This window comes from Massilia mucilaginosa (assembly GCF_011682145.1).
Classification (GTDB): domain Bacteria; phylum Pseudomonadota; class Gammaproteobacteria; order Burkholderiales; family Burkholderiaceae_D; genus Telluria_A; species Telluria_A mucilaginosa.
In genome coordinates, this window is the sequence record NZ_WHJH01000044.1 from 42,058 (window position 1) to 60,080 (window position 18,023).

Sequence of the window (18,023 nt, forward strand, 5' to 3'; positions counted from 1 at the left end):
TTGACAAAAAAAGAACAATCCGTTGCTGATACCTTTCATAAATTTTTGAAAATGAAGGCAAATAGGAGCTCAGTTGAATTTGTCGACTTCAGCCTAAATGGCCAAGATAGAGATGCCGCCGCCGACTATCTTTTCGCAAGCGGAAGCCGGTTCACGCTCGTAGAGTATAAACACGAGGAAACTGATATATCCGCTGAAGCGGCTAAGTGGCGGCGCGGGAATTTGTGTGAGTTCCTCGAATTACAAAAGCACAGGCGGCGAAAGAAACAACACGACCAGTGCCATTACATCGCATGGAAAGCCGTCGACAAGGACTTACGGTTTAACATCTACAGGCATGAAGTTTGCAATACGTCGATTTTCAAATCAAGCACCAGACTAAAGTGCGCCCTCCCACGTACCGACACCCGGATTACAGGAACAAGTTTTGCGGAAAACTTCCTGAGTGGCCAGCAAAGCATTCCCATAGAAGAGTTCGAAGACTATTTGGAATGGTTAATGAAGCATGCAAGTAACGCCGAGACGAGCACAGTACAGTTAGCTGCAGTCAATTTGAATGAGAATATCTTTTCAATGGAAGAGTTTGATTCGGTTCGTGCTGCGTATGAATGGATGGAAAATCAAAAAGCGATACTCCAAAGTAAGTATGGAAGCTCGGGGCCTCAAGCTACAAAGGCGCCTCCTGATCAAGCCTCTGGAACTGATGTCGATAGCGCCGCGATGACGTCGAAAAAATCCAAGATCAAGTAAGTGAATCGTGAAACTTGCGGCGTAAATTTAGCGGGAAACAATAGGTTGTCAATCGGACGATCGGGTGGCGACGCGATCCCCAGCGCCGCCCACTGTATCATTTGATCTGTGTTTCCTTAGAGACCTTGTTCAGAAACCCGGCAACGGCCGGCACGAGCGTCGGCGCAAGTGGAAACTTGGGATCGATATACATTGGGGTCTGGCTGGCCTTATCAGGCGGCGCTTCTTTCAGGACGTGATTCATGCCCTTCACCACGACCAGTTGCGCATCCGGCTTTGCCTTGTGCAGCAGTCCGGCCTCGCTGACCGCCACCTGCAGATCGGTGCTGCCCTGGACCAGCAGGACCGGCATCTTCAGGTCCTTGATGGCCGTCGCAGGGACGTACCTGAACCAGGAAATCAGGTAGGGCTGCACGCTGGGCCGATACAGCGTGGCCAGTTCGGGCGGCACCTTGACGGCCTCGCGCCCCGCCTCCAGCTCCGCCAGAATGCGCTCGCTTTCCTTGTCCAGCGGTGCTGGCAACGCCGTCGCCAGCTGCTCGCGCAATACGGTCGAGGCGCCGCGCGCCACGCCGGCAATCGACACATACGCCTTCGCATCACCGGCCTTGGCCGCCAGCATGCCGATCAGGGCGCCCTCGCTGTGACCGACCACGCTCACGTGCGAGAAGCGCTTGTCGGCCTTGAGCATCGCCAGCCACGCCGTGGCATCATCAATATAGGTATCAAAGCGCAGGTCTGCCTCTTTGGCAACGGCTGCCACGCTGGCGGCAACGCCACGCTTGTCGAAGCGCACGCTGGCCACGCCGGCGTCGGCCAGCCCTTGCGCCAGCAGGCGCAGGCTGTCATTTTTCATGCCGGGGGCATTGCCATCGCGGTCGGTCGGGCCGGAGCCTGCGATGATCAGCGCGACCGGAACCGGTCCGGAAGCTTTCGGCAGCGACAATGTACCGGCGAGGGCGCCGCTGCCGGTACGCAGTTCGATCGCCTGCTCGCTTGCGGCCGCGCCGACGCACACGGCGAACAGCAGGCAGGTATTCCACTTCCATCGTCCGATTGCTGGCATGGCGGCTCCTTTCTGGACACATCAACGGATACGAAAATTATCATATTATTAACGTTGATAACGAGACCATCATAGCACGGCCTTCTCTACCCCGGCGCGTGAATCCGTTCGGTCGCATCCTTCATTGGCGGCAAACCGAACATGCGTCCATATTCGCGCGTAAACTGCGACACGCTCTCGTAGCCGACCGCGAATGCCGCGCTGCTGGCCGAGACGCCGTCGGACATCATCAGACGGCGCGCCTCGATCAGCCGCAAACGCTTCTGGAACTGCAGCGGCGAAAGCGAGGTCGCCGCGCGGAAGTGATGGTGGAACGACGACGCGCTCATCCCGGCCGCCGACGCCAGGCGTTCCACCGGCAGCGGCCGCGCATATTCGGACCGCAGCAGCGCCACCGCGCGCGCCACGCGCTGGGCATGCCGTCCGGCCCACCCAGACGGCGAATGGCCGGCCCGTGGCGGCCGGCCAGCAGCCAGTAATTCAATTCCCGCACCAGCTGCGCATGCAGCACCGGCACCGATGCCGGCCGGTCCAGCAGGCGCATCAAGCGCAGCGCCGCATCGGCCACTTCGGCATCGGTCGATTCGACCCGGGCGCCGTCGCCCGCCGGTACAGTCCTCATCTGCGCGGTCAGTTCGAACAGCACCGCCGGGTCCAGGTCCAGCACCAGCGACATATACGGCGCCGCGACAATCTGGCTGATGGTCGGCACATCGGCGGTAATGAGCAGCGAGTCGCCCGGACCGTACGTGACGCAGGTCGCGCCGATCGCCACTTGCTTGGCGCCCTGGAGAACAAGGCAGATCAGCGGCCGGGCGATCCCGTGCAGCAGGCCGGTGGCGTCGTTCGAGCGAATCGTGGTCAGGCCCGCGATAGGCGTTTGCGCAAGGCCGTCGGCATCGGCATGGGCCGCCACATAGCGGCGGACTATATCTAGCAAGGTATCGGTCATGCCGCAATCGTACCCGATTCCAGAGCGCCGCCGGCACCATCTGGAGGATCAGGCAAACAAGCGCGAGGTTCGGGCTACGTCACCGGCGAGGCTGCGTCCTATCATGAACTTCCCCCACACAGCAGGAGTTCAGCATGACCAAAATTGCCATCGTCACCGGCGCGAGCCGCGGGCTCGGACGCAACACCGCCTTGAGCATTGCCCGTAGCGGCAATGACGTGATCATCACCTATCAGTCGCGCGAGGACGAAGCGCGCGCGGTGGTGGCCGAGATCGAAGCGATGGGACGCAAGGCGGTCGCCATCGAACTCGATATGGGCCGTATCGACGCCTTTGCGCCCTTCGCCGACAGATTGCGTAGCATCCTGCGCGAGACCTGGCGGCGCGAGCGCTTCGACCACCTGGTCAACAACGCCGGCCATGGCGACTACGCGCTGATCGAACAGACCACCGAAGCGCAGTTCGACAGCCTGGTCGACGTGCACTTCAAGGGCGTGTACTTCCTCACCCAGGCGCTGCTGCCGCTGATCGCCGACGGCGGGCGCATCGTCAACCTGTCGACCGGGCTGACGCGCCTGACCTATCCGGGTTACGCGGCTTACGCGGCGGTGAAGGCGGCGGTCGAGACCTTGAGCCGGTACATGGCGAAGGAACTGGGCGGGCGCGGCATCGCCGTCAATACGGTGGCGCCGGGCGCGATCGAGACCGATTTCGGCGGCGGCGTGGTACGCGACAATCCCGACATCAACAAGAGCTTCGCGGCGCTGACGGCGCTCGGCCGGGTCGGCCTGCCGGACGATATCGGCCCGATGATCGCCAGCCTGCTGTCGGAGAACAACCGCTGGGTCAACGCCCAGCGCATCGAAGTCTCCGGCGGCCAGGGAATCTGACGGCCGCCTACCCCAGCGGCAGGCGGGGAAGCGCGGCCAGCGCGTTGGCGCAGGTGGCCGCGCGCACCTCGTCCACCGCCAAGCCGCGCAGTTCGGCCAGCACCGCGCCGATGGCGGGCAGCTGCTCCGGGCTGTTGCGGCCCGGGTGAATCCAGGCCGGCGAAATATCGGGCGCATCGGTTTCGAGCACGATGGCCTCCAGCGGCAAGGTCGCGGCAAGGCGCCGGATCTGCAAGGCGCGCGTGAAGGTCATGGCGCCGCCAAATCCCAGTTTGAAACCCAGATCAATATAGACCTGCGCCTGCTGGAAGCTGCCGTTGAAGGCATGCGCAATGCCGCCCGCCGGACCAATCTGGCGCACGTGCTTGAGCACCTGGTCCTGCGAGCGCCGCACATGCATCAGCACCGGCAAGCCGAGGTTGCGCGCGATGCGCAACTGTTCGCGAAAAAAGTGCTCCTGTTTGTCGCGCATGGCCGGTTCGCACAGCATCGGAATGAAAAAATCGAGCCCGATCTCGCCGATGGCGACAAAATTCGGATCGCTCAGCGCCAACTCCACCGCCGCGCGCAAGGCCACCAGGTCGTCCTCGGTGGCCTTCGGCACGTAGATAGGGTGGATGCCGAGCGCGTAGCTGGCGTTATGCGCGCTTGCCGCCATCCGGCGCACCACCTCGAAATTGCCGCGTTCGACCGCTGGAATGACGATCATCCCCACCCCTCCCTGGCCCGCGCGGCGCGCCACGTCCAGCGATTCGGCGCCGAATTCGTGCGCGTCCAGATGGCAGTGGGTGTCGATCCACATGGTCATAGTTCGGCCGGCTGCAATCCGTGTTCGGTCAGGCGCAGTACGCGGTCGCAGCGGCGCGCCAGCTCGATGTCGTGGGTGACGATCACGAAGGCCGTGCCCAGGGTCTTGGACAGTTCGAGCATCAGGTCGAAAATCTGCTGCGCGGTGGCGTGATCGAGGTTACCGGTAGGTTCGTCGGCCAGCACGCAGCCAGGCTGGGTGACCAGCGCGCGCGCCAGGGCCACGCGCTGGCGTTCGCCGCCGGACAGCTCGCCCGGCACGTGCACCACGCGCTTGGCCAGGCCCACGCGTTCGAGCCCGGCACGCGCCTTGTCGACGGCAAGCGCGCGCTTTTCGCGGCGGATCAGCAGCGGCATGGCCACGTTGTCGAGTGCCGAAAACTCCGGCAGCAGGTGGTGGAACTGGTACACGAAGCCGAGCGCCTCGTTGCGCAGGTCGCCGCGCGCGGATTCGGACAAACTGGCGAAGTCCTTGCCCAGCAAGGTCACCGAACCGGTGGTCGGCGTATCGAGCCCGCCCAGCAGGTGCAGCAAGGTCGACTTGCCCGAGCCGGAGGCGCCCACGATCGCCACCCGTTCGCCGCGATAGATGCTGAAGTCCACATTGGTCAGCACCGGCACCGAATAGGCACCCTGGGTAAAGGTCTTGCCCAATCCGCGGCATGACAGGACCGGCGTGGCGCCGGCGTTGTTCGCATTACTCATAGCGCAGCGCCTCCGCAGGCTTCACGCGCGAAGCGGTGTAGCTCGGGTAGAGCGTGGCGACAAACGCCAGCAGCACGGCCACGCCGCCGATCTTGGCCACGTCGGGCCAGCGCAGGTCGGACGGCAAGGCGCTGATCAGGTAGATATCCTTGGGCAAAAACTGTACTCCTAATAAACGTTCAATAAACGGGACGATGACGTCGATGTTCAGCGCGACCAGCACGCCCAGGCCGACCCCGGCCAGGGTGCCCAGCATGCCCACCAGCGCGCCCTGGATCATGAAGATCTTCATGATCGAGCGCGGCGAGGAACCGAGCGTGCGCAAGATCGCGATGTCGGCCTGCTTCTCGGTGACCGTCATCACCAGCGAGGCGATCAGGTTGAAGGCGGCCACCGCGATGATCAGGGTCAGCACGATGAACATCATCTTCTTCTCGGTCTGCACGGCGGCGAACCAGGTGGCATTCTGCTCCGACCAGTCACGGATGCGCAAGGCGCCCGGCATGCCGGCCTTGAGTTCCTGCGCCACGGCGGGCGCGGCGTGCATGTCGGCGATGCGCAGGCGCAGGCCCGATGGGGCGTCGAGGCGCTCCATCTTCTGCGCGTCTTCCAGGTGCACGAAGGCGAAGCTGGCGTCATATTCGTAATGGCCGGCTTCGAAAATCCCGACCAGCGTAAAGGTGCGCGTGCGCGGCAGCATGCCGGCCGGCGTGGTCTGGGCCTGCGCCAGCAGCATGGTGACCTTGTCGCCGATGCCGATGCCGAGCGAGCGCGCCAGCGCGTAGCCCATCACGATATTGAACTGGCCGGGAACCAGCGCCGTCAAGCTGCCCTGGCGCACCTGGCGCGCCGCATCGGACACCTTGTGTTCTTCGGCCGGCAAAATGCCGCGGATGACGGCCGGGCGCATCACGCCATCGCGCAGCAGCATGCCCTGGGTTTCGACGAACGGCGCGGCGCCCTTGACGGCCGGGTTCTTGAGCGCGTCCCGCATCGCCGCCTGCCAGTTGGGCATGGTGCCGCGCGGGTCGAACACTTCGATGTGGGCCAGCACCGACAGCATGCGGTCGGTGACTTCTTTCTGGAAGCCGTTCATCACCGACAGCACCACGATCAGCGCTGCCACGCCGAGGGCGATGCCGGAGACGGAAATGAGGGAAATGAACGAGATAAAGCTGTTGCGGCCACTACGCTTGCCGGCGCGCGTGTAGCGCAGGCCGACCAGCCATTCGTACGGTAAATTGTGGATGATGCTCATGTGCCCCGGCAGTGATTGATTGCAAGTGCGCAGTTTGCCACACAAAGCGCGTCGCGGGCAGGGTTGTCACAATTGAATCACGCGTTGCCACTATGGTTTTTACAAAAAAAACTTGAACCTGGCGCCCTCCGCGCACTCCAACCCAGTACCGCAGAACGGAGGAAAATCATGGCATTCAGTCTTTTCGATTCAAAAGGCACGGACATCGACAAGCAGCGGTTCACCTGGCGCGACATGGTGCAAAAACCGATCAGCAAGCTCGACGACGACGCATTCACGCGCATCCGGGTCATTCTCATCAACGGGCTCGAGACCGAGGCACTGCGCTTCGGCCACCTGGCAGCCCGCTTCAACCGCGACCTGCGCCTCCCGCTGGCCAAGGTGCGCCGTACCGAGCAGCACCAGGCCACCCTGGTCAACTGGCTCATCGCGGCCGACCACTCCCCGCTGGAGACCACGGTCGCCTACGAACAGGTGGCCATCGAGGTCACGGCGGCCATCGCCCAGAGCGAGCCCGACCCGTACCTGGCGCAGGTCTACCGCTTCGGCCTGCTTGAAGACTTCGACCACCTGTACCGCTATGCGGCCCTGCTCGACCGGCTCGAAGGCAAGGATGCCAACAACATCCTGCAAAGCTACACCGACATCCTGCCCGGGCGGCCCACGTCCGAGCAGCACCGCGCGCCCGAAGACGAGCTGCGCGAGCCGTACAACGCCCGCAGCGCCGCGTTTTTGAGCAAGGTCAACGCGCTGACCATCGTGGCCAGCGAATACCAGACGCACGACTACTACCAGAACATCGGCCCCCTGTTCTCCGACCCGCTGGCGCGCCAGCTGTATGCCGAAATCGCTTCCGTCGAAGAACAGCACGTGACCCAGTACGAATCCATGCTCGACCCGGGTGAATCGTGGATCGAACAATGGCTGCTGCACGAGGCGGCCGAGTGCTACAACTATTACAGTTGCGTCGAGCAGGAGACCAATCACCACCTGCGCGCGATCTGGGAACGCTTTCTCGACTATGAACTGGGGCATTTCCACATGGCATGCGAGGCGTTCAAGCAGTTCGAGCGGCGCGATCCGGCCGACATCGTCACCAGCGACTTCGCCAATCCGCTCGCGCTGCGCAGCCAGCGCGACTTCGTGCGCAAGGTCCTCATGGACGAAGTCGACCTGCGCACCGACGGCCCCCGCTTCGTCACCAAGGCGCTCGAAAGCCCGCTCTCGCTCAGCTACCGCAGCATGGTCAACGCCGACGGCTCGCCCAGCGAGATGGTCGCCGCCGGCTATGTCTGGATGCCGGGCACCGAGCTCAATCGCAAAGGCATGCTGGCCGCCGCCGGCGTCAGCGCGCCCTGAGCGCGTTTCGCAACAGGAGAATCGAGATGAGTACCGTTCAACAAGAACCCATGGGAATGAACCGCACCGGCATCCAGATGTCGCCGATCGACAGCAAGGCGATGCAGGAGCTCGAACCGACCGTCATCGCCGATGATGGCGTCGGCGACATGGCGCTGGCGGAGCTGCGCAGCGACTACATCGCCAATGCCGACGCGCTCGGCTCCGTCCCGCTGCCCGGCACCCTGAGCGGCGCGGTCACGGTGGGCATGTCGCTGCTCAAGGGCGACAGTCCGCGCATCCTGCTCGACAAACTGGGCGAGCGGCTGGCCTTCGAGCGCACCGGCACGCGCCTGTACGACGCGCTGATCACCAAGTGCGAGGTGATGCTGGAGGGCGATATCAGCATGACGATCGAAGACCTGGACCAGATCCGGGCCGACGAGGCGCGCCATTTCCTGATGGTGGCCGACGCCATCGAATCGCTGGGCGGCGACCCGACCTCGCAGACCCCGAGCGCCGACCTGGTGGGCGTGGAGTCGATGGGCCTGGTGCAGGTATTGAACGACCCGCGCACCAGCATCGCCCAGTCGCTGCACGCCATCGTCACCGCCGAACTGAGCGACAAGGCGGGCTGGGAAACGCTGGTGGCGCTGGCCGACGAACACGGCCTGGCAGACATGGTCGAGCGCTTCACCCAGGCCCTGAACGAAGAGCGCGAGCACCTGGCGCTGACCCAGACCTGGTATGAAGAAGCGATCGGCCTCACGTACGGGGATGTGGAGCTGGACGACATGGCGTCCTTGTCGCAGCCGCCGCCGCCCTGAGCCGGGCGGCGCGGCGGCAGGCAAGGGGTGGGCCGGCCGGCGCGCCCCGGCAGGCAGCGCCGGCCTGGCTCAGTTACGGCCGAATCTTCACGATGCGGTTGTTCACGCCCGAGACGTTCTTTTTCGGCTCGGCGCTCGATTGCCAGCGCACGCTGTTGTTGACGCCTTCCACGCTCAGGGGCGCTTTCGGGACCAGCGTAATGGTGACCGAGTTGCCGGTGCCGGAAACCTCCAGCCCCGAGCATACGCCCGTGAATGTAATGACGTTGTCGGTACCCTCGATGACGGCGCGGCGACCATCGCAGGCGAAGGAGCGCTGATGCCCGTTGCCGCTGACTTCAATCTTGTCCTTGCCCGACGAGGTGGTGCCGGTGGCATCTTCATCGGCGAGCGCAGCACCGCATGCGCCGATAGCGGCGATCACAGCAAAACCGAAAGTAGACAGTGTACGAAACGACATAGCGACCCTTTTATCAAAAGAATAATTGGCTGAATATTATTTCATGAATAAGAATTTGGCAAGTATTATGCAAGGACCATGATTGCCGCATGGCCCTTGCGCCCGCTTGTTGCTCACGGTTTCAGCGCAAGCCTGACGATTTTGTGGTCGGCACCGCCGACTTCCTGCGTCGGCTCGCCGGTCGACAGCCAGTTAAGCTGTTGACTGACGCCGTATACCGACAGCGTGCCCGCCGGCGCCACTTGCACCGTCACCTTGTGTTCCGCGCCGGCGATCTCGACGCTGGAGCACACTCCGGTAAACGTGAGCACATGCTGGGTACCGCTGATCAGCACCTTGCGTCCGTTGCAGGGAAACGTACGATGATGGCCGTTGCCGGTCACCTCGATCAGGTCCTTTTGCACGAAAATCGCGCCGATGCCCTTGTCCTGCGCCAGCGCGCTGGCCGATACAGTCAGCGCCAGCCCAAGGCCCAGGCCAAGTCCGCGCAATGTGGTGTTAATCCGCATACATGAACTCCTTGTCAGGAAATTAAGGTTGATGAAATTCTAGCATCAGCACCGGAGACGGCCGCGCGCGGTTGACGGCCTCGACAGTAAATCGGCCGCCAGGCAGCCGCTTGCGCAGCCGGCCCCGCACCCATCGAGGCGCGCCGGGTGCATGAGGCCGCACGTTGTTCCGCGCCGCCGGCGCCGGTCGCCGGCGTCCCGCATATTTTCGGCTTTGCCAATTTGTCCTACAATGCTGGATGACCCAAATTTCGCTCGTCCTGCCGTTCGCCCTGCCCCCTCCCGAGCTCGCCCCCGATCTGATCCGCGCATTGCAGGCCCCGGCCCTGGCCACGCTCATCAGCCGCAGCGCCTCGCGCCAGCAACTGCCGGTCGACGATAACATCCGCGCCCTGCCCCACGAAGCCTGGCTGGCGCGAGCGGTGGGCGCCTGCGCCGACGGCACCCCGGCGCTGGCCGGCGCCGTCATGCGCGGCTACGGCCTGGCGCAGCAGGAAGGCACCTGGTTCATCGTCCACCCCGCGCATACCCAGATCGCCCGCAGCCACCTGCTGATGGCCGACATGCGCCGCCTGCAGCTGTCCGAGGCGCACGGCCGCGCCCTGTTCGATCTGGCCAAACCCTACTTCGACGAATCCGGCAAGACGCTGCTGTACGGCGACGCCGGCACCTGGTTCATGCGCGCCGACGACTGGGCCGCGCTGGAGACATCGACGCCCGATTCGGCCGTCGGCCTGAACCTGACCGACTGGATGCCCAAGGGTGCGCCGTCGCGCGCCTTCCGCATGCTGCAAAACGAAGTGCAGATGCTGTGGTTCGAACACCCGGCCAACACCGAACGCGAAGCGCGCGGCCTGGCCGCCATCAACTCGTTCTGGCCCTGGGGCGCCGCCCCGGCCGGCGCCGGCGTCGACACCGCCCTTGTCGCCACCAGCGACGCGCTGCCGTGGATGGCGGCACTGGCCGGCCACCCGCAAGCGGCCATCCATGACAGCACGCCGCTCGGCGCGCTCAGTACCGATGCGATCATGCTGTGCGACGCGCTCACCGAAGCGGCCCTGGCCACCGACTGGGCCGGCTGGCTGCAGCACATGCACCGCCTTGAGCAAACGCTCTTTGCGCCGGCGCTGGCCGCGTTGATGGATGGCCGTCTCAGGCAGGTGCAACTGCTCCTGAGCCACCGTACGCGCCATCTCGCCTTTACCACCACCCGCTTTTCGCAACGCGCCTTCTGGCGCCGCCCCACCCTGGACAGACTGCTGCCATGACCCGTATCACGACTCGCCCCTGCTCTTTCCGCACTTCCGAAATGCTGCGCCAGACCGGCGTGCATCCCGTGCTCGCGCGCCTGTACGCCGCGCGCGGCCTGACCGATGCGCGCGAACTATCGAGTGAACTGGGCAGCCTGATGGCGCCCGCCGGCCTGCTCCACATCGACGCCGCCGCCGTGTTCCTGGCCGACGCCATCAAGGCGCGGAAGAAAATGACCATCGTGGCCGACTACGACTGCGACGGCGCCACCGCCTGCGCGGTCGCCCTGCGCGGCTTGCGCGCCATGGGCGCCACGGTCGACTTCATCGTGCCCAACCGCTTCGAGTACGGCTACGGCCTCACGCCCGAAATCGTCGAACTGACCGCGCGAGAAAAGGCGCCCGACATCATCATCACCGTCGACAACGGCATTGCCAGCATCGACGGCGTACTGGAAGCGAAGCGGCGCGGCATCGACGTTGTCGTCACCGATCATCACCTGCCCGGCGACACCCTGCCCGAGGCGCGCGTGATCGTCAACCCGAACCAGCCCGAGTGCGGTTTTCCCAGCAAGCACCTGGCCGGCGTGGGCGTGGTGTTCTACGTGCTGCTGGCACTGCGCGCCGAACTGCGCAAGCGCGGCGTGTTCGACGCCCAGACCCAGCCCAAGCTCGACAGCCTGCTCGACCTGGTCGCGCTGGGCACGGTGGCCGACGTGGTGCGGCTCGACTCGAACAACCGCATCCTGGTGGCGCAGGGCCTCAAGCGCATGCGCGCCGGCCGCATGCACGCCGGCGTGGCCGCGCTGTTCCGCGTGGCCGGGCGCGAGGCGCGCAGCGCCTCGCCATTCGACCTCGGTTTCGCACTCGGTCCGCGCCTCAATGCCGCCGGCCGCCTGGAAGACATGTCGCTCGGGATCGAGTGCCTGGTCACCGACGACGAAGGACGCGCCTGGGCCATCGCCCAGCAGCTCAACGAAATCAACCTGAAACGGCGCGAAATCGAAGCCGACATGCAAGATACCGCCCTGCTGCACCTCGACGCCTACCAGCCGGCCGACAGCAACACCATCAGCGTGTTCGACGAATCCTGGCACCAGGGCGTGATCGGGATTGTCGCCTCGCGCCTGAAAGAAAAATTCTTCCGCCCGACGATCACTTTCGCGCCCGGCGCGGAAGGCTGGATCAAGGGTTCCGGGCGCTCGATTCCGGGCTTTCACCTGCGCGACGCGCTCGACCTGGTGTCGAAACGCGCGCCCAGCCTGATCGACAAATTCGGCGGCCACGCCATGGCGGCCGGCCTGACCATCCGCGCCGACGCCTTCGAGGCGTTTTCGGCCGCCTTCGAAGAAGTCGGGCGCGCCTGGCTCAACACCCAGCAGCTCGAACGCATCATCGAAACCGACGGCCCGCTGGAAGACGCGTACTACACCACCGAATTCATCGGCCTGATGGATGGCCAGGTGTGGGGCCAGGGCTTCGCGCCGCCGGTGTTTTGCGACGAGTTCCGCGTGGTCAGCCAGCGCATTTTGAAGGAACGCCACCTCAAGCTGCAACTGGAGCGCAACGGCCAGCGCTACGACGCCATCTGGTTCGGCCACACCGCCTCGGTCGGCGACCGCGCGCGCGTGGCGTTCCGGCTCGACGCCAACGAGTACAACGGCGTCACCCGCGTGCAGCTGCTGGTCGAACACGCCGAGCCGGCGTAGGCCGAGCCGCCCCGCTCAGCACAGCCGGGTCATGCTCCTGCGGTCGGCACTGCCGGGAGTTGCCCAATCATGCCGCCAGCAGGGCAAGTCCCATTTCCTGGCGGTGGCGAAGGCGAAGGCCAGGCTTTCTTCTTGCGATGCAAGCGCCAGCAGGTCGTTCAGCGGATCGGGACGATGTGCGGCGCAGAGTTGTTCCACATCCCAGCGCCTGCACAGGGAAACGTGGTAGATCCTGGCTTCGTCCCTGTCGTCTCCACTCACGCTGTCGTAGCACATCAACGCCAGGTCGTCGAAGCGCAGCCGGGTCAGGCTGGTCGGCGCGCTCGATTCGGTATAGCGAACCGCATGATTCCAGCTGCGTTCGTCGACATCGAGCCAGGTCGTCGATTCCCACAGGGACTCCCCGTAAAACCGGGTGGCGACATACGCCCAGAGGGCGGCGCCGGTCACCAGCAAGGCATACGTCCATTTGAGGACACTCTTGTCACTGGTCACCTTGGATAAGCCAAACACCGGAATGAACCCAAGAGCGAGTCCGACTACCGTAGCGACGATGACGGTGGCAAACACGTCGCCTGATCGGTCGTGCGCGTCCCACTTTCTTGAAGCAAGCATCTCGCGATGAGCGCTACCTGGGCAAGCATGGCCCGGATCGACAGGTGTCCCGTCAGGACATGGCGCAACGTCCGGCGTGCTCGCCGCATCCGTCACAGCCGGGTTAACAGTGGCGCTAACAGATTTCATCGTGTTTTATCAAAATGCGAAAATGACCCGCGGAGCATTGTTGATATAAAGTCAGCATCATATACTACCAACACAGCCCAGGAGCGGCGGGCGGTCACGGCTGAGCAGGGATACGGCCCGTGAGCTGCACTGCGCGATGGTTTGCGCAGGCTCAGCAACCCTTTGATGGCGATTGGCTTGCACGCGATGCGAAAATAGAGTATAAATACTCCATAACCGGAGCCTACTATGAACCTTGCCTTCGCCTATCCCAAGAGTCGCTTCGAGCCGGCGGTGCTCATCGACCTGAATGCACGCGCGGAGCGGGAACGCTTGTCCAAGTCCGCGCTCAAGGGGTTTTTCGCCCTCATGGCTGCCTGGAAGCTGCGCGACGAAGATGCCCGCGAACTGCTCGGCGGCATGTCATCCTCCACCTACTACGAGTGGAAAAAGAACCCCGACCGCCTGCTTGAAGTCGACCGCATTACCCGCATTTCTTACCTGCTCGGCATCTACAAGGCCCTGCACATCCTGTACGGCGACAAGCTCGCCGACGAATGGATCACCCTCCCCAACAGCAATCCCATCTTCGCCGGACGCACGCCGCTGTCGCAAATGCTGGCGGGCGGCCTGCTGTCGATGCAAACGGTGCGCAAGCTGCTCGACGCACGCCGCGGAGGCCTGTGACTTGACGGTCATTCCCAAGCTCACCACCTTGCGGCAGTTCGATACCTGCCGCCTGATCCCGTCGCGCTTTGCCGACGTGGAAGACTCCGTGCTCGCCCCGCTGGCCGAGGATGGCGCTGTCTTGCGCGACCTGTTCGATATCGACAACGCCACCAACGAACGCTTGCGCGGCGAGTACGGCAGCCTGCCCGGCATCGGCGTCGACGAGCTGGTGTTCGGCGTGCCGAATTTCCGCATCATCAACGCCGCCTATACCTATCCGCGCCCGGAAGGCAGCCGCTTCAACGATGGCGAACGCGGCGCCTGGTACTGCGCCTTCGAGGCGGAAACCGCGCTGGCCGAGATCACCTTCCACAAAACCGTGGAGTACCAGGAAATCGGCCGCTTCGACGACAGCGTGACCTATCAAGCCCTGATCGCCGACGTTACCAGCACCTTCCACGATATTCGCGGCGTCGATGCGTTTGAAAAGTATCTCGACCCGACCAGCTATATCGAATCGCAAACCCTGGCCAGCCAACTGCTCGACAGTGGATCGATGGGTGTGATTTATCCCAGCGTGCGGCGCCCCGCCGGCACCTGCCTGGCCTGTTTCCGGCCCGCGCTGGTGGGCAATGTGCGCAAGGGACAAGTCTATCGCCTCACCTGGTCGGGCTCGCCCACACCCGTCATCGACATCGTCTGAACGATCGTCCTGCACGCTTCACATCACCTGAACTATTGAGTATTTGCATGAAAACCAAGCCTGAAAACGATACCGAACTGCGCGCCAAAATCAACCTCGAAACCGCGCGCCTGCCCTGGGCCGAACTGCAACGCCACTTTGCCCAAGGCAGCGTGGTCTTCGTCAGCGCCGAGCTCGACCTGGTCGACGTGGCGGTGCGCATCTCGCATGACGACAAGGACAGCATTGCCCAATGGATGGGCGACGGCAAGCTCGGCAAAGTCTCGGATGCGCAAGCGCAAGCCTGGACCGAGGCCGATGCCGTGCTGTGGACCTCGGTGGTCCATCCCTTCATCCTGGTGCAGCCCGATAAAGGCGTGCTGCACTAAGAGCCTATTTCGGCAACGGCCTAGCGCCGCTTCAGGATCGACCCCAGCACGCCGCGAATGATTTCGCGCCCGACTTGCGAGCCGATGCTGCGCGCAGCCGACTTCATCATCGCCTCGACCGGCGATTGACGCTTGCCGCCACCGCCGAACAAGCCACCGAGCATGCCGCCCAGCGACGTGTCGGGCGCGCTCTCGGGCACACTGCCGCGCCCGGCGCCGGCCGGCGGCCTGCCGCGTGGCGCCGGCGCGTCCGATTCTTGCGCCGCAGTAGCGCGGGCGGCAATCAGCTCGTGCGCCGATTCGCGGTCGATCGCTTGCTCGTACACACCGGCAACCACCGACTGCGCCATGGCGCGCTGGCGTTCGGCCGTGTCGATCGGGCCGATCTGCGACGCCGGCGGCAAGATGAACGCGCGCTCGACCACGTTCGGCCGCCCTTTCTCGTCGAGGAAGGACACCAGCGCTTCGCCCAGCTCCAGTTCGGTGATCACCTGGGCGGTATCGAGCGCAGGATTGGGCCGGAACGTTTCCGCAGCCGCCTTGACGGCTTTCTGGTCGCGCGGCGTGTACGCGCGCAAAGCGTGCTGGACGCGATTGCCGAGCTGCCCGAGCACGGTATCGGGAATATCGAGCGGATTCTGGGTGATGAAAAACACGCCCACGCCTTTCGACCTGATCAGCCGTACCACCTGCTCGATTTTTTGCAGCAAGGGCTTGGGCGCTTCGCTGAACAGCAAGTGCGCTTCGTCGAAGAAAAACACCAGCTTCGGCTTGTCCAGGTCGCCTACCTCGGGCAGGTTTTCAAACAGTTCCGACAGCAGCCACAGGAGGAAAACCGCATACAGGCGCGGCGCATTCATCAGCTTGTCGGCGGCCAGGATGTTGACCACGCCCTTGCCCTGCGCATTGGTTTGCAGCAGGTCGTCGATGTTGAGCATGGGCTCGCCGAAAAAGCGGTCGCCGCCCTGCTGCTCCAGCGCCACCAGCCCGCGCTGGATGGCGCCGATGCTCGCCGCCGAAATGTTGCCGTAAGTGGTGAGAAAGTCGGCCGCGTTGTCGCCGACATGCTGCAGCATGCTGCGCAAGTCCTTGGTATCGAGCAGCAGCAAGCCATTGTCGTCGGCGATCTTGAACACCAGTTGCAGCACGCCTTCCTGGGTATCGTTCAGGTTCAGCATGCGCGCCAGCAGCAAGGGGCCGAGATCGGAGATGGTGGCCCGCACCGGATGGCCGGCCTCCCCGAACACATCCCAGAACGTGACCGGACAAGCGGCCCAGGCCGGCGCATCGACGCCCAGCGCGCCCAGGCGCTTGGCCATTTTTTCCGACGCGGCGCCGGCCTTGGCCATGCCGGACAGGTCGCCCTTGACGTCGGCCATGAACACCGGCACCCCGATCCCGGACAATGCCTCGGCAATCACTTGCAAGGTCACCGTCTTGCCGGTACCGGTGGCGCCGGTGATGCAGCCGTGCCGGTTGACCAGCGACGGCAGCAGGTCGAGCAGTCGCGCTGGTTGGGAAGCATTGTTTTTCGCAATCGGCAGCAGCATGGACATGGCGGCAATCTCCTCGGCGCAGTAGGAAATCAATAGTACATCATGCCATCGGCATCGATTGATCATAGTTTTACGGCAACGTTCCAAATGTGGTCCAATAGGCCGGCGGCAGCTTGCCGCGTGCTTTTTTGAGGGAGTCCGCCAATGCGTTCGACTATTACGTTCCTTGCAGCCTGGCTTTGCGCCGGTGTTGCCCAGGCCGCCAGCGGCGTGACCGCAGGCGGCGTGGTTCTGCTCCAACCTGAACAGGTGATCGGGGCGCGCACGAGCGCCGACCAGCTCGCGCCTTACCTCAAGCAGGTCGACAGCGCCGCCACGCGGGCATTCAATGCGGCCAAAGGCGTGCCGCCCTCAAGTGGATTCCTGGTGGTGGCGATGCGCCCGGGAGAGCAATCGAACATCTGGCTCGATTTCAATCCGCCCTTGCCGCAGGCCTTGGCCAGGGCACTGGTCGACGGCGCGAAAGCCGTGCGGGTACCGGCGGTGAAAGGCACCGTCGTGGTCGCAATGAAGTATGGCGTCGCCGGCGGCAGTGCGCCATCTCAGCCGATGCCCTCACCGCCTGAGTGGACCGCGGCAGCCAGGGCGGCGGGAGTGCCGCTGGAAACCGGCGATCTGGTCGAACGCATCTGGAAATAAGCGACCTCCGGACATCGACAATGCCGCTAAGCAAGTGTGAAGAAATTACAAGAATGATGAGTATTCCTGAGCACCGTAAACCAACCGAGGGAATTGCGGAAACACCCTGGACATGCCCAGGCTGGCAGCGCGCTGATAGCCGGATGCACGCTGGCGACGTCGCCGCCGCCCATCGCGTCAAGAGCATTGGCAATCGCTAAAAAGCGGCACTCAAGCATGCACAATTTGTAACAAAATTTCACCCATTTTGATACATTGACTACAATGTCATTTATGCAAATTGAGGAGATACGATGTTAAAGAAAATCGCTGCCTGCGTGTTAGCACTGAGCGCCCTGACCGCCCAAGCCGCCGAGCAGGCTTACGAATTCAGCTACACCGGAGCAATATTGGACGGGGTCTGGGACGCCACTGCAAGCACTGGCGGCAAGTTTATCGTTGACGATCTGAATGGTGACGGCGTGTTCACCTTGCCAGAAGTCAAATCGTTCACCTACAAATTTCCGGCGGAGCAGCACTGTGGAGAAGAAAGGATTACCTGTACCTTGTCGACGTTTAACTACGATCCCAAAGGCACGTTGAATCTCTGGTATAGCTACAGTGAAAGGTAAGCGATCCATCAACCCCAGACTGTTCAGGAAGTCACGCCGCTGGTTAAATCGGGGGTATGCAAATCCTTCATATTCCACGGCAGCAGCGCCGCGACGTCATCCACGATTTTCGCCGCTGGCAAGTCGCGCAGCACCCGGCGCAGCCATGTGTAAGGCTCCAGGCCATTCGCTTTGGCCGTCTCCAGCAGCGAGTAAATAACCGCACTCGCATTAGCTCCAGCTACCGTGTCGCT

At 63.4% G+C, this 18,023-nt stretch carries 22 protein-coding genes; 11 read left to right on the plus strand and 11 right to left on the minus strand.

Annotated elements, in window-relative coordinates:
* Complete coding sequence (locus F2P45_RS25695) at positions 1-750, plus strand: hypothetical protein (RefSeq protein ID WP_166881056.1); 750 nt, start codon at positions 1-3, stop codon at positions 748-750.
* A gap of 97 nt (positions 751-847) precedes the next feature.
* On the opposite strand, the gene F2P45_RS25700 is transcribed toward F2P45_RS25695, so the two are convergent.
* From F2P45_RS25700 to F2P45_RS25705, 3 genes are all read right to left on the minus strand, one after another.
* Positions 848-1,816 carry an alpha/beta hydrolase family protein gene (locus F2P45_RS25700; RefSeq protein ID WP_166881057.1) on the minus strand — a complete coding sequence of 323 codons (969 nt, stop codon included), beginning with the start codon at positions 1,814-1,816 and terminating at the stop codon, positions 848-850.
* Between the two features lie 86 nt (positions 1,817-1,902).
* Positions 1,903-2,145: a helix-turn-helix domain-containing protein gene (locus F2P45_RS36435; protein WP_229505300.1), complete on the minus strand. Its 243-nt coding sequence runs from the start codon at positions 2,143-2,145 to the stop codon at positions 1,903-1,905.
* On the minus strand, positions 2,142-2,768 hold the full coding sequence (locus tag F2P45_RS25705) for an AraC family transcriptional regulator (protein WP_229505301.1): 627 nt from the start codon (positions 2,766-2,768) through the stop codon (positions 2,142-2,144). Before F2P45_RS25705 ends, F2P45_RS36435 begins: the two co-directional genes overlap by 4 nt.
* Positions 2,769-2,902: 134 nt before the next feature.
* Here F2P45_RS25705 and F2P45_RS25710 point away from each other — a divergent pair, with 134 nt between their 5' ends.
* Entirely contained in the window at positions 2,903-3,658 is a 756-nt protein-coding gene (locus F2P45_RS25710; protein ID WP_166881058.1) for an SDR family oxidoreductase, read from the plus strand.
* 7 nt (positions 3,659-3,665) lie between these two features.
* On the opposite strand, the gene F2P45_RS25715 is transcribed toward F2P45_RS25710, so the two are convergent.
* From F2P45_RS25715 to F2P45_RS25725, 3 genes are read right to left on the minus strand one after another with little or no spacing between them, the layout of a single operon-like run.
* The gene (locus F2P45_RS25715; protein ID WP_166881059.1) at positions 3,666-4,460 is read right to left on the minus strand and encodes a TatD family hydrolase; all 795 of its coding nucleotides are present in this window, start codon (positions 4,458-4,460) and stop codon (positions 3,666-3,668) included.
* 2 nt (positions 4,461-4,462) lie between these two features.
* Positions 4,463-5,170: a lipoprotein-releasing ABC transporter ATP-binding protein LolD gene (gene lolD / locus F2P45_RS25720; protein WP_166881060.1), complete on the minus strand. Its 708-nt coding sequence runs from the start codon at positions 5,168-5,170 to the stop codon at positions 4,463-4,465.
* A complete protein-coding gene (locus tag F2P45_RS25725; RefSeq protein ID WP_166881061.1) occupies positions 5,163-6,428 on the minus strand; it encodes a lipoprotein-releasing ABC transporter permease subunit in 1,266 nt (421 codons plus the stop codon). The genes lolD and F2P45_RS25725 overlap by 8 nt, the downstream gene beginning before the upstream one ends.
* 168 nt (positions 6,429-6,596) lie before the next feature.
* On the opposite strand from F2P45_RS25725, the gene F2P45_RS25730 reads away from it, so the two are divergent.
* On the plus strand, positions 6,597-7,787 hold the full coding sequence (locus F2P45_RS25730) for a hypothetical protein (RefSeq protein ID WP_166881062.1): 1,191 nt from the start codon (positions 6,597-6,599) through the stop codon (positions 7,785-7,787).
* A 26-nt stretch (positions 7,788-7,813) separates the two neighbouring features.
* The gene (locus tag F2P45_RS25735) at positions 7,814-8,593 is read left to right on the plus strand and encodes a ferritin-like domain-containing protein (RefSeq protein ID WP_229505302.1); all 780 of its coding nucleotides are present in this window, start codon (positions 7,814-7,816) and stop codon (positions 8,591-8,593) included.
* 73 nt (positions 8,594-8,666) lie between these two features.
* Here the strand turns inward: F2P45_RS25735 and F2P45_RS25740 are convergent, their stop codons facing one another.
* Positions 8,667-9,017, minus strand: coding sequence for a DUF3060 domain-containing protein (locus F2P45_RS25740; RefSeq protein WP_166881063.1), 351 nt, complete (start codon positions 9,015-9,017; stop codon positions 8,667-8,669).
* A 149-nt stretch (positions 9,018-9,166) separates the two neighbouring features.
* A complete protein-coding gene (locus F2P45_RS25745; RefSeq protein WP_166881064.1) occupies positions 9,167-9,562 on the minus strand; it encodes a DUF3060 domain-containing protein in 396 nt (131 codons plus the stop codon).
* 239 nt (positions 9,563-9,801) lie between these two features.
* On the opposite strand from F2P45_RS25745, the gene F2P45_RS25750 reads away from it, so the two are divergent.
* On the plus strand, positions 9,802-10,830 hold the full coding sequence (locus F2P45_RS25750; protein ID WP_166881065.1) for a hypothetical protein: 1,029 nt from the start codon (positions 9,802-9,804) through the stop codon (positions 10,828-10,830).
* Positions 10,827-12,521 (plus strand): single-stranded-DNA-specific exonuclease RecJ, encoded by a 1,695-nt coding sequence (gene recJ / locus F2P45_RS25755; RefSeq protein ID WP_166881066.1) that lies wholly within the window; start codon positions 10,827-10,829, stop codon positions 12,519-12,521. The genes F2P45_RS25750 and recJ overlap by 4 nt, the downstream gene beginning before the upstream one ends.
* A 15-nt stretch (positions 12,522-12,536) precedes the next feature.
* Here recJ and F2P45_RS25760 read toward each other — a convergent pair whose 3' ends face one another.
* Positions 12,537-13,016 carry a hypothetical protein gene (locus tag F2P45_RS25760; RefSeq protein WP_166881067.1) on the minus strand — a complete coding sequence of 160 codons (480 nt, stop codon included), beginning with the start codon at positions 13,014-13,016 and terminating at the stop codon, positions 12,537-12,539.
* A 477-nt stretch (positions 13,017-13,493) separates the two neighbouring features.
* Here F2P45_RS25760 and F2P45_RS25765 point away from each other — a divergent pair, with 477 nt between their 5' ends.
* The 3 genes from F2P45_RS25765 to F2P45_RS25775 are packed head-to-tail and all read left to right on the plus strand — an operon-like array spanning position 13,494 to position 14,984.
* Entirely contained in the window at positions 13,494-13,931 is a 438-nt protein-coding gene (locus tag F2P45_RS25765; protein ID WP_166881068.1) for an antitoxin Xre-like helix-turn-helix domain-containing protein, read from the plus strand.
* A gap of 1 nt (position 13,932) precedes the next feature.
* Entirely contained in the window at positions 13,933-14,616 is a 684-nt protein-coding gene (locus tag F2P45_RS25770; RefSeq protein ID WP_166881069.1) for an RES family NAD+ phosphorylase, read from the plus strand.
* A 47-nt stretch (positions 14,617-14,663) separates the two neighbouring features.
* Positions 14,664-14,984, plus strand: coding sequence for a DUF2288 domain-containing protein (locus tag F2P45_RS25775; RefSeq protein WP_166881070.1), 321 nt, complete (start codon positions 14,664-14,666; stop codon positions 14,982-14,984).
* Between the two features lie 20 nt (positions 14,985-15,004).
* Here the strand turns inward: F2P45_RS25775 and F2P45_RS25780 are convergent, their stop codons facing one another.
* Positions 15,005-16,540: a helicase HerA-like C-terminal domain-containing protein gene (locus F2P45_RS25780; protein ID WP_166881071.1), complete on the minus strand. Its 1,536-nt coding sequence runs from the start codon at positions 16,538-16,540 to the stop codon at positions 15,005-15,007.
* A 144-nt stretch (positions 16,541-16,684) separates the two neighbouring features.
* On the opposite strand from F2P45_RS25780, the gene F2P45_RS25785 reads away from it, so the two are divergent.
* Both F2P45_RS25785 and F2P45_RS25790 read left to right on the plus strand, forming a co-directional pair.
* Entirely contained in the window at positions 16,685-17,179 is a 495-nt protein-coding gene (locus F2P45_RS25785) for a hypothetical protein (protein WP_166881072.1), read from the plus strand.
* A gap of 293 nt (positions 17,180-17,472) precedes the next feature.
* Positions 17,473-17,790 carry a hypothetical protein gene (locus tag F2P45_RS25790; protein WP_166881073.1) on the plus strand — a complete coding sequence of 106 codons (318 nt, stop codon included), beginning with the start codon at positions 17,473-17,475 and terminating at the stop codon, positions 17,788-17,790.
* 23 nt (positions 17,791-17,813) lie between these two features.
* Here F2P45_RS25790 and F2P45_RS25795 read toward each other — a convergent pair.
* A partial coding sequence (locus F2P45_RS25795; RefSeq protein WP_166881074.1) for a transposase domain-containing protein occupies positions 17,814-18,023 on the minus strand: 210 nt, incomplete at its 5' end.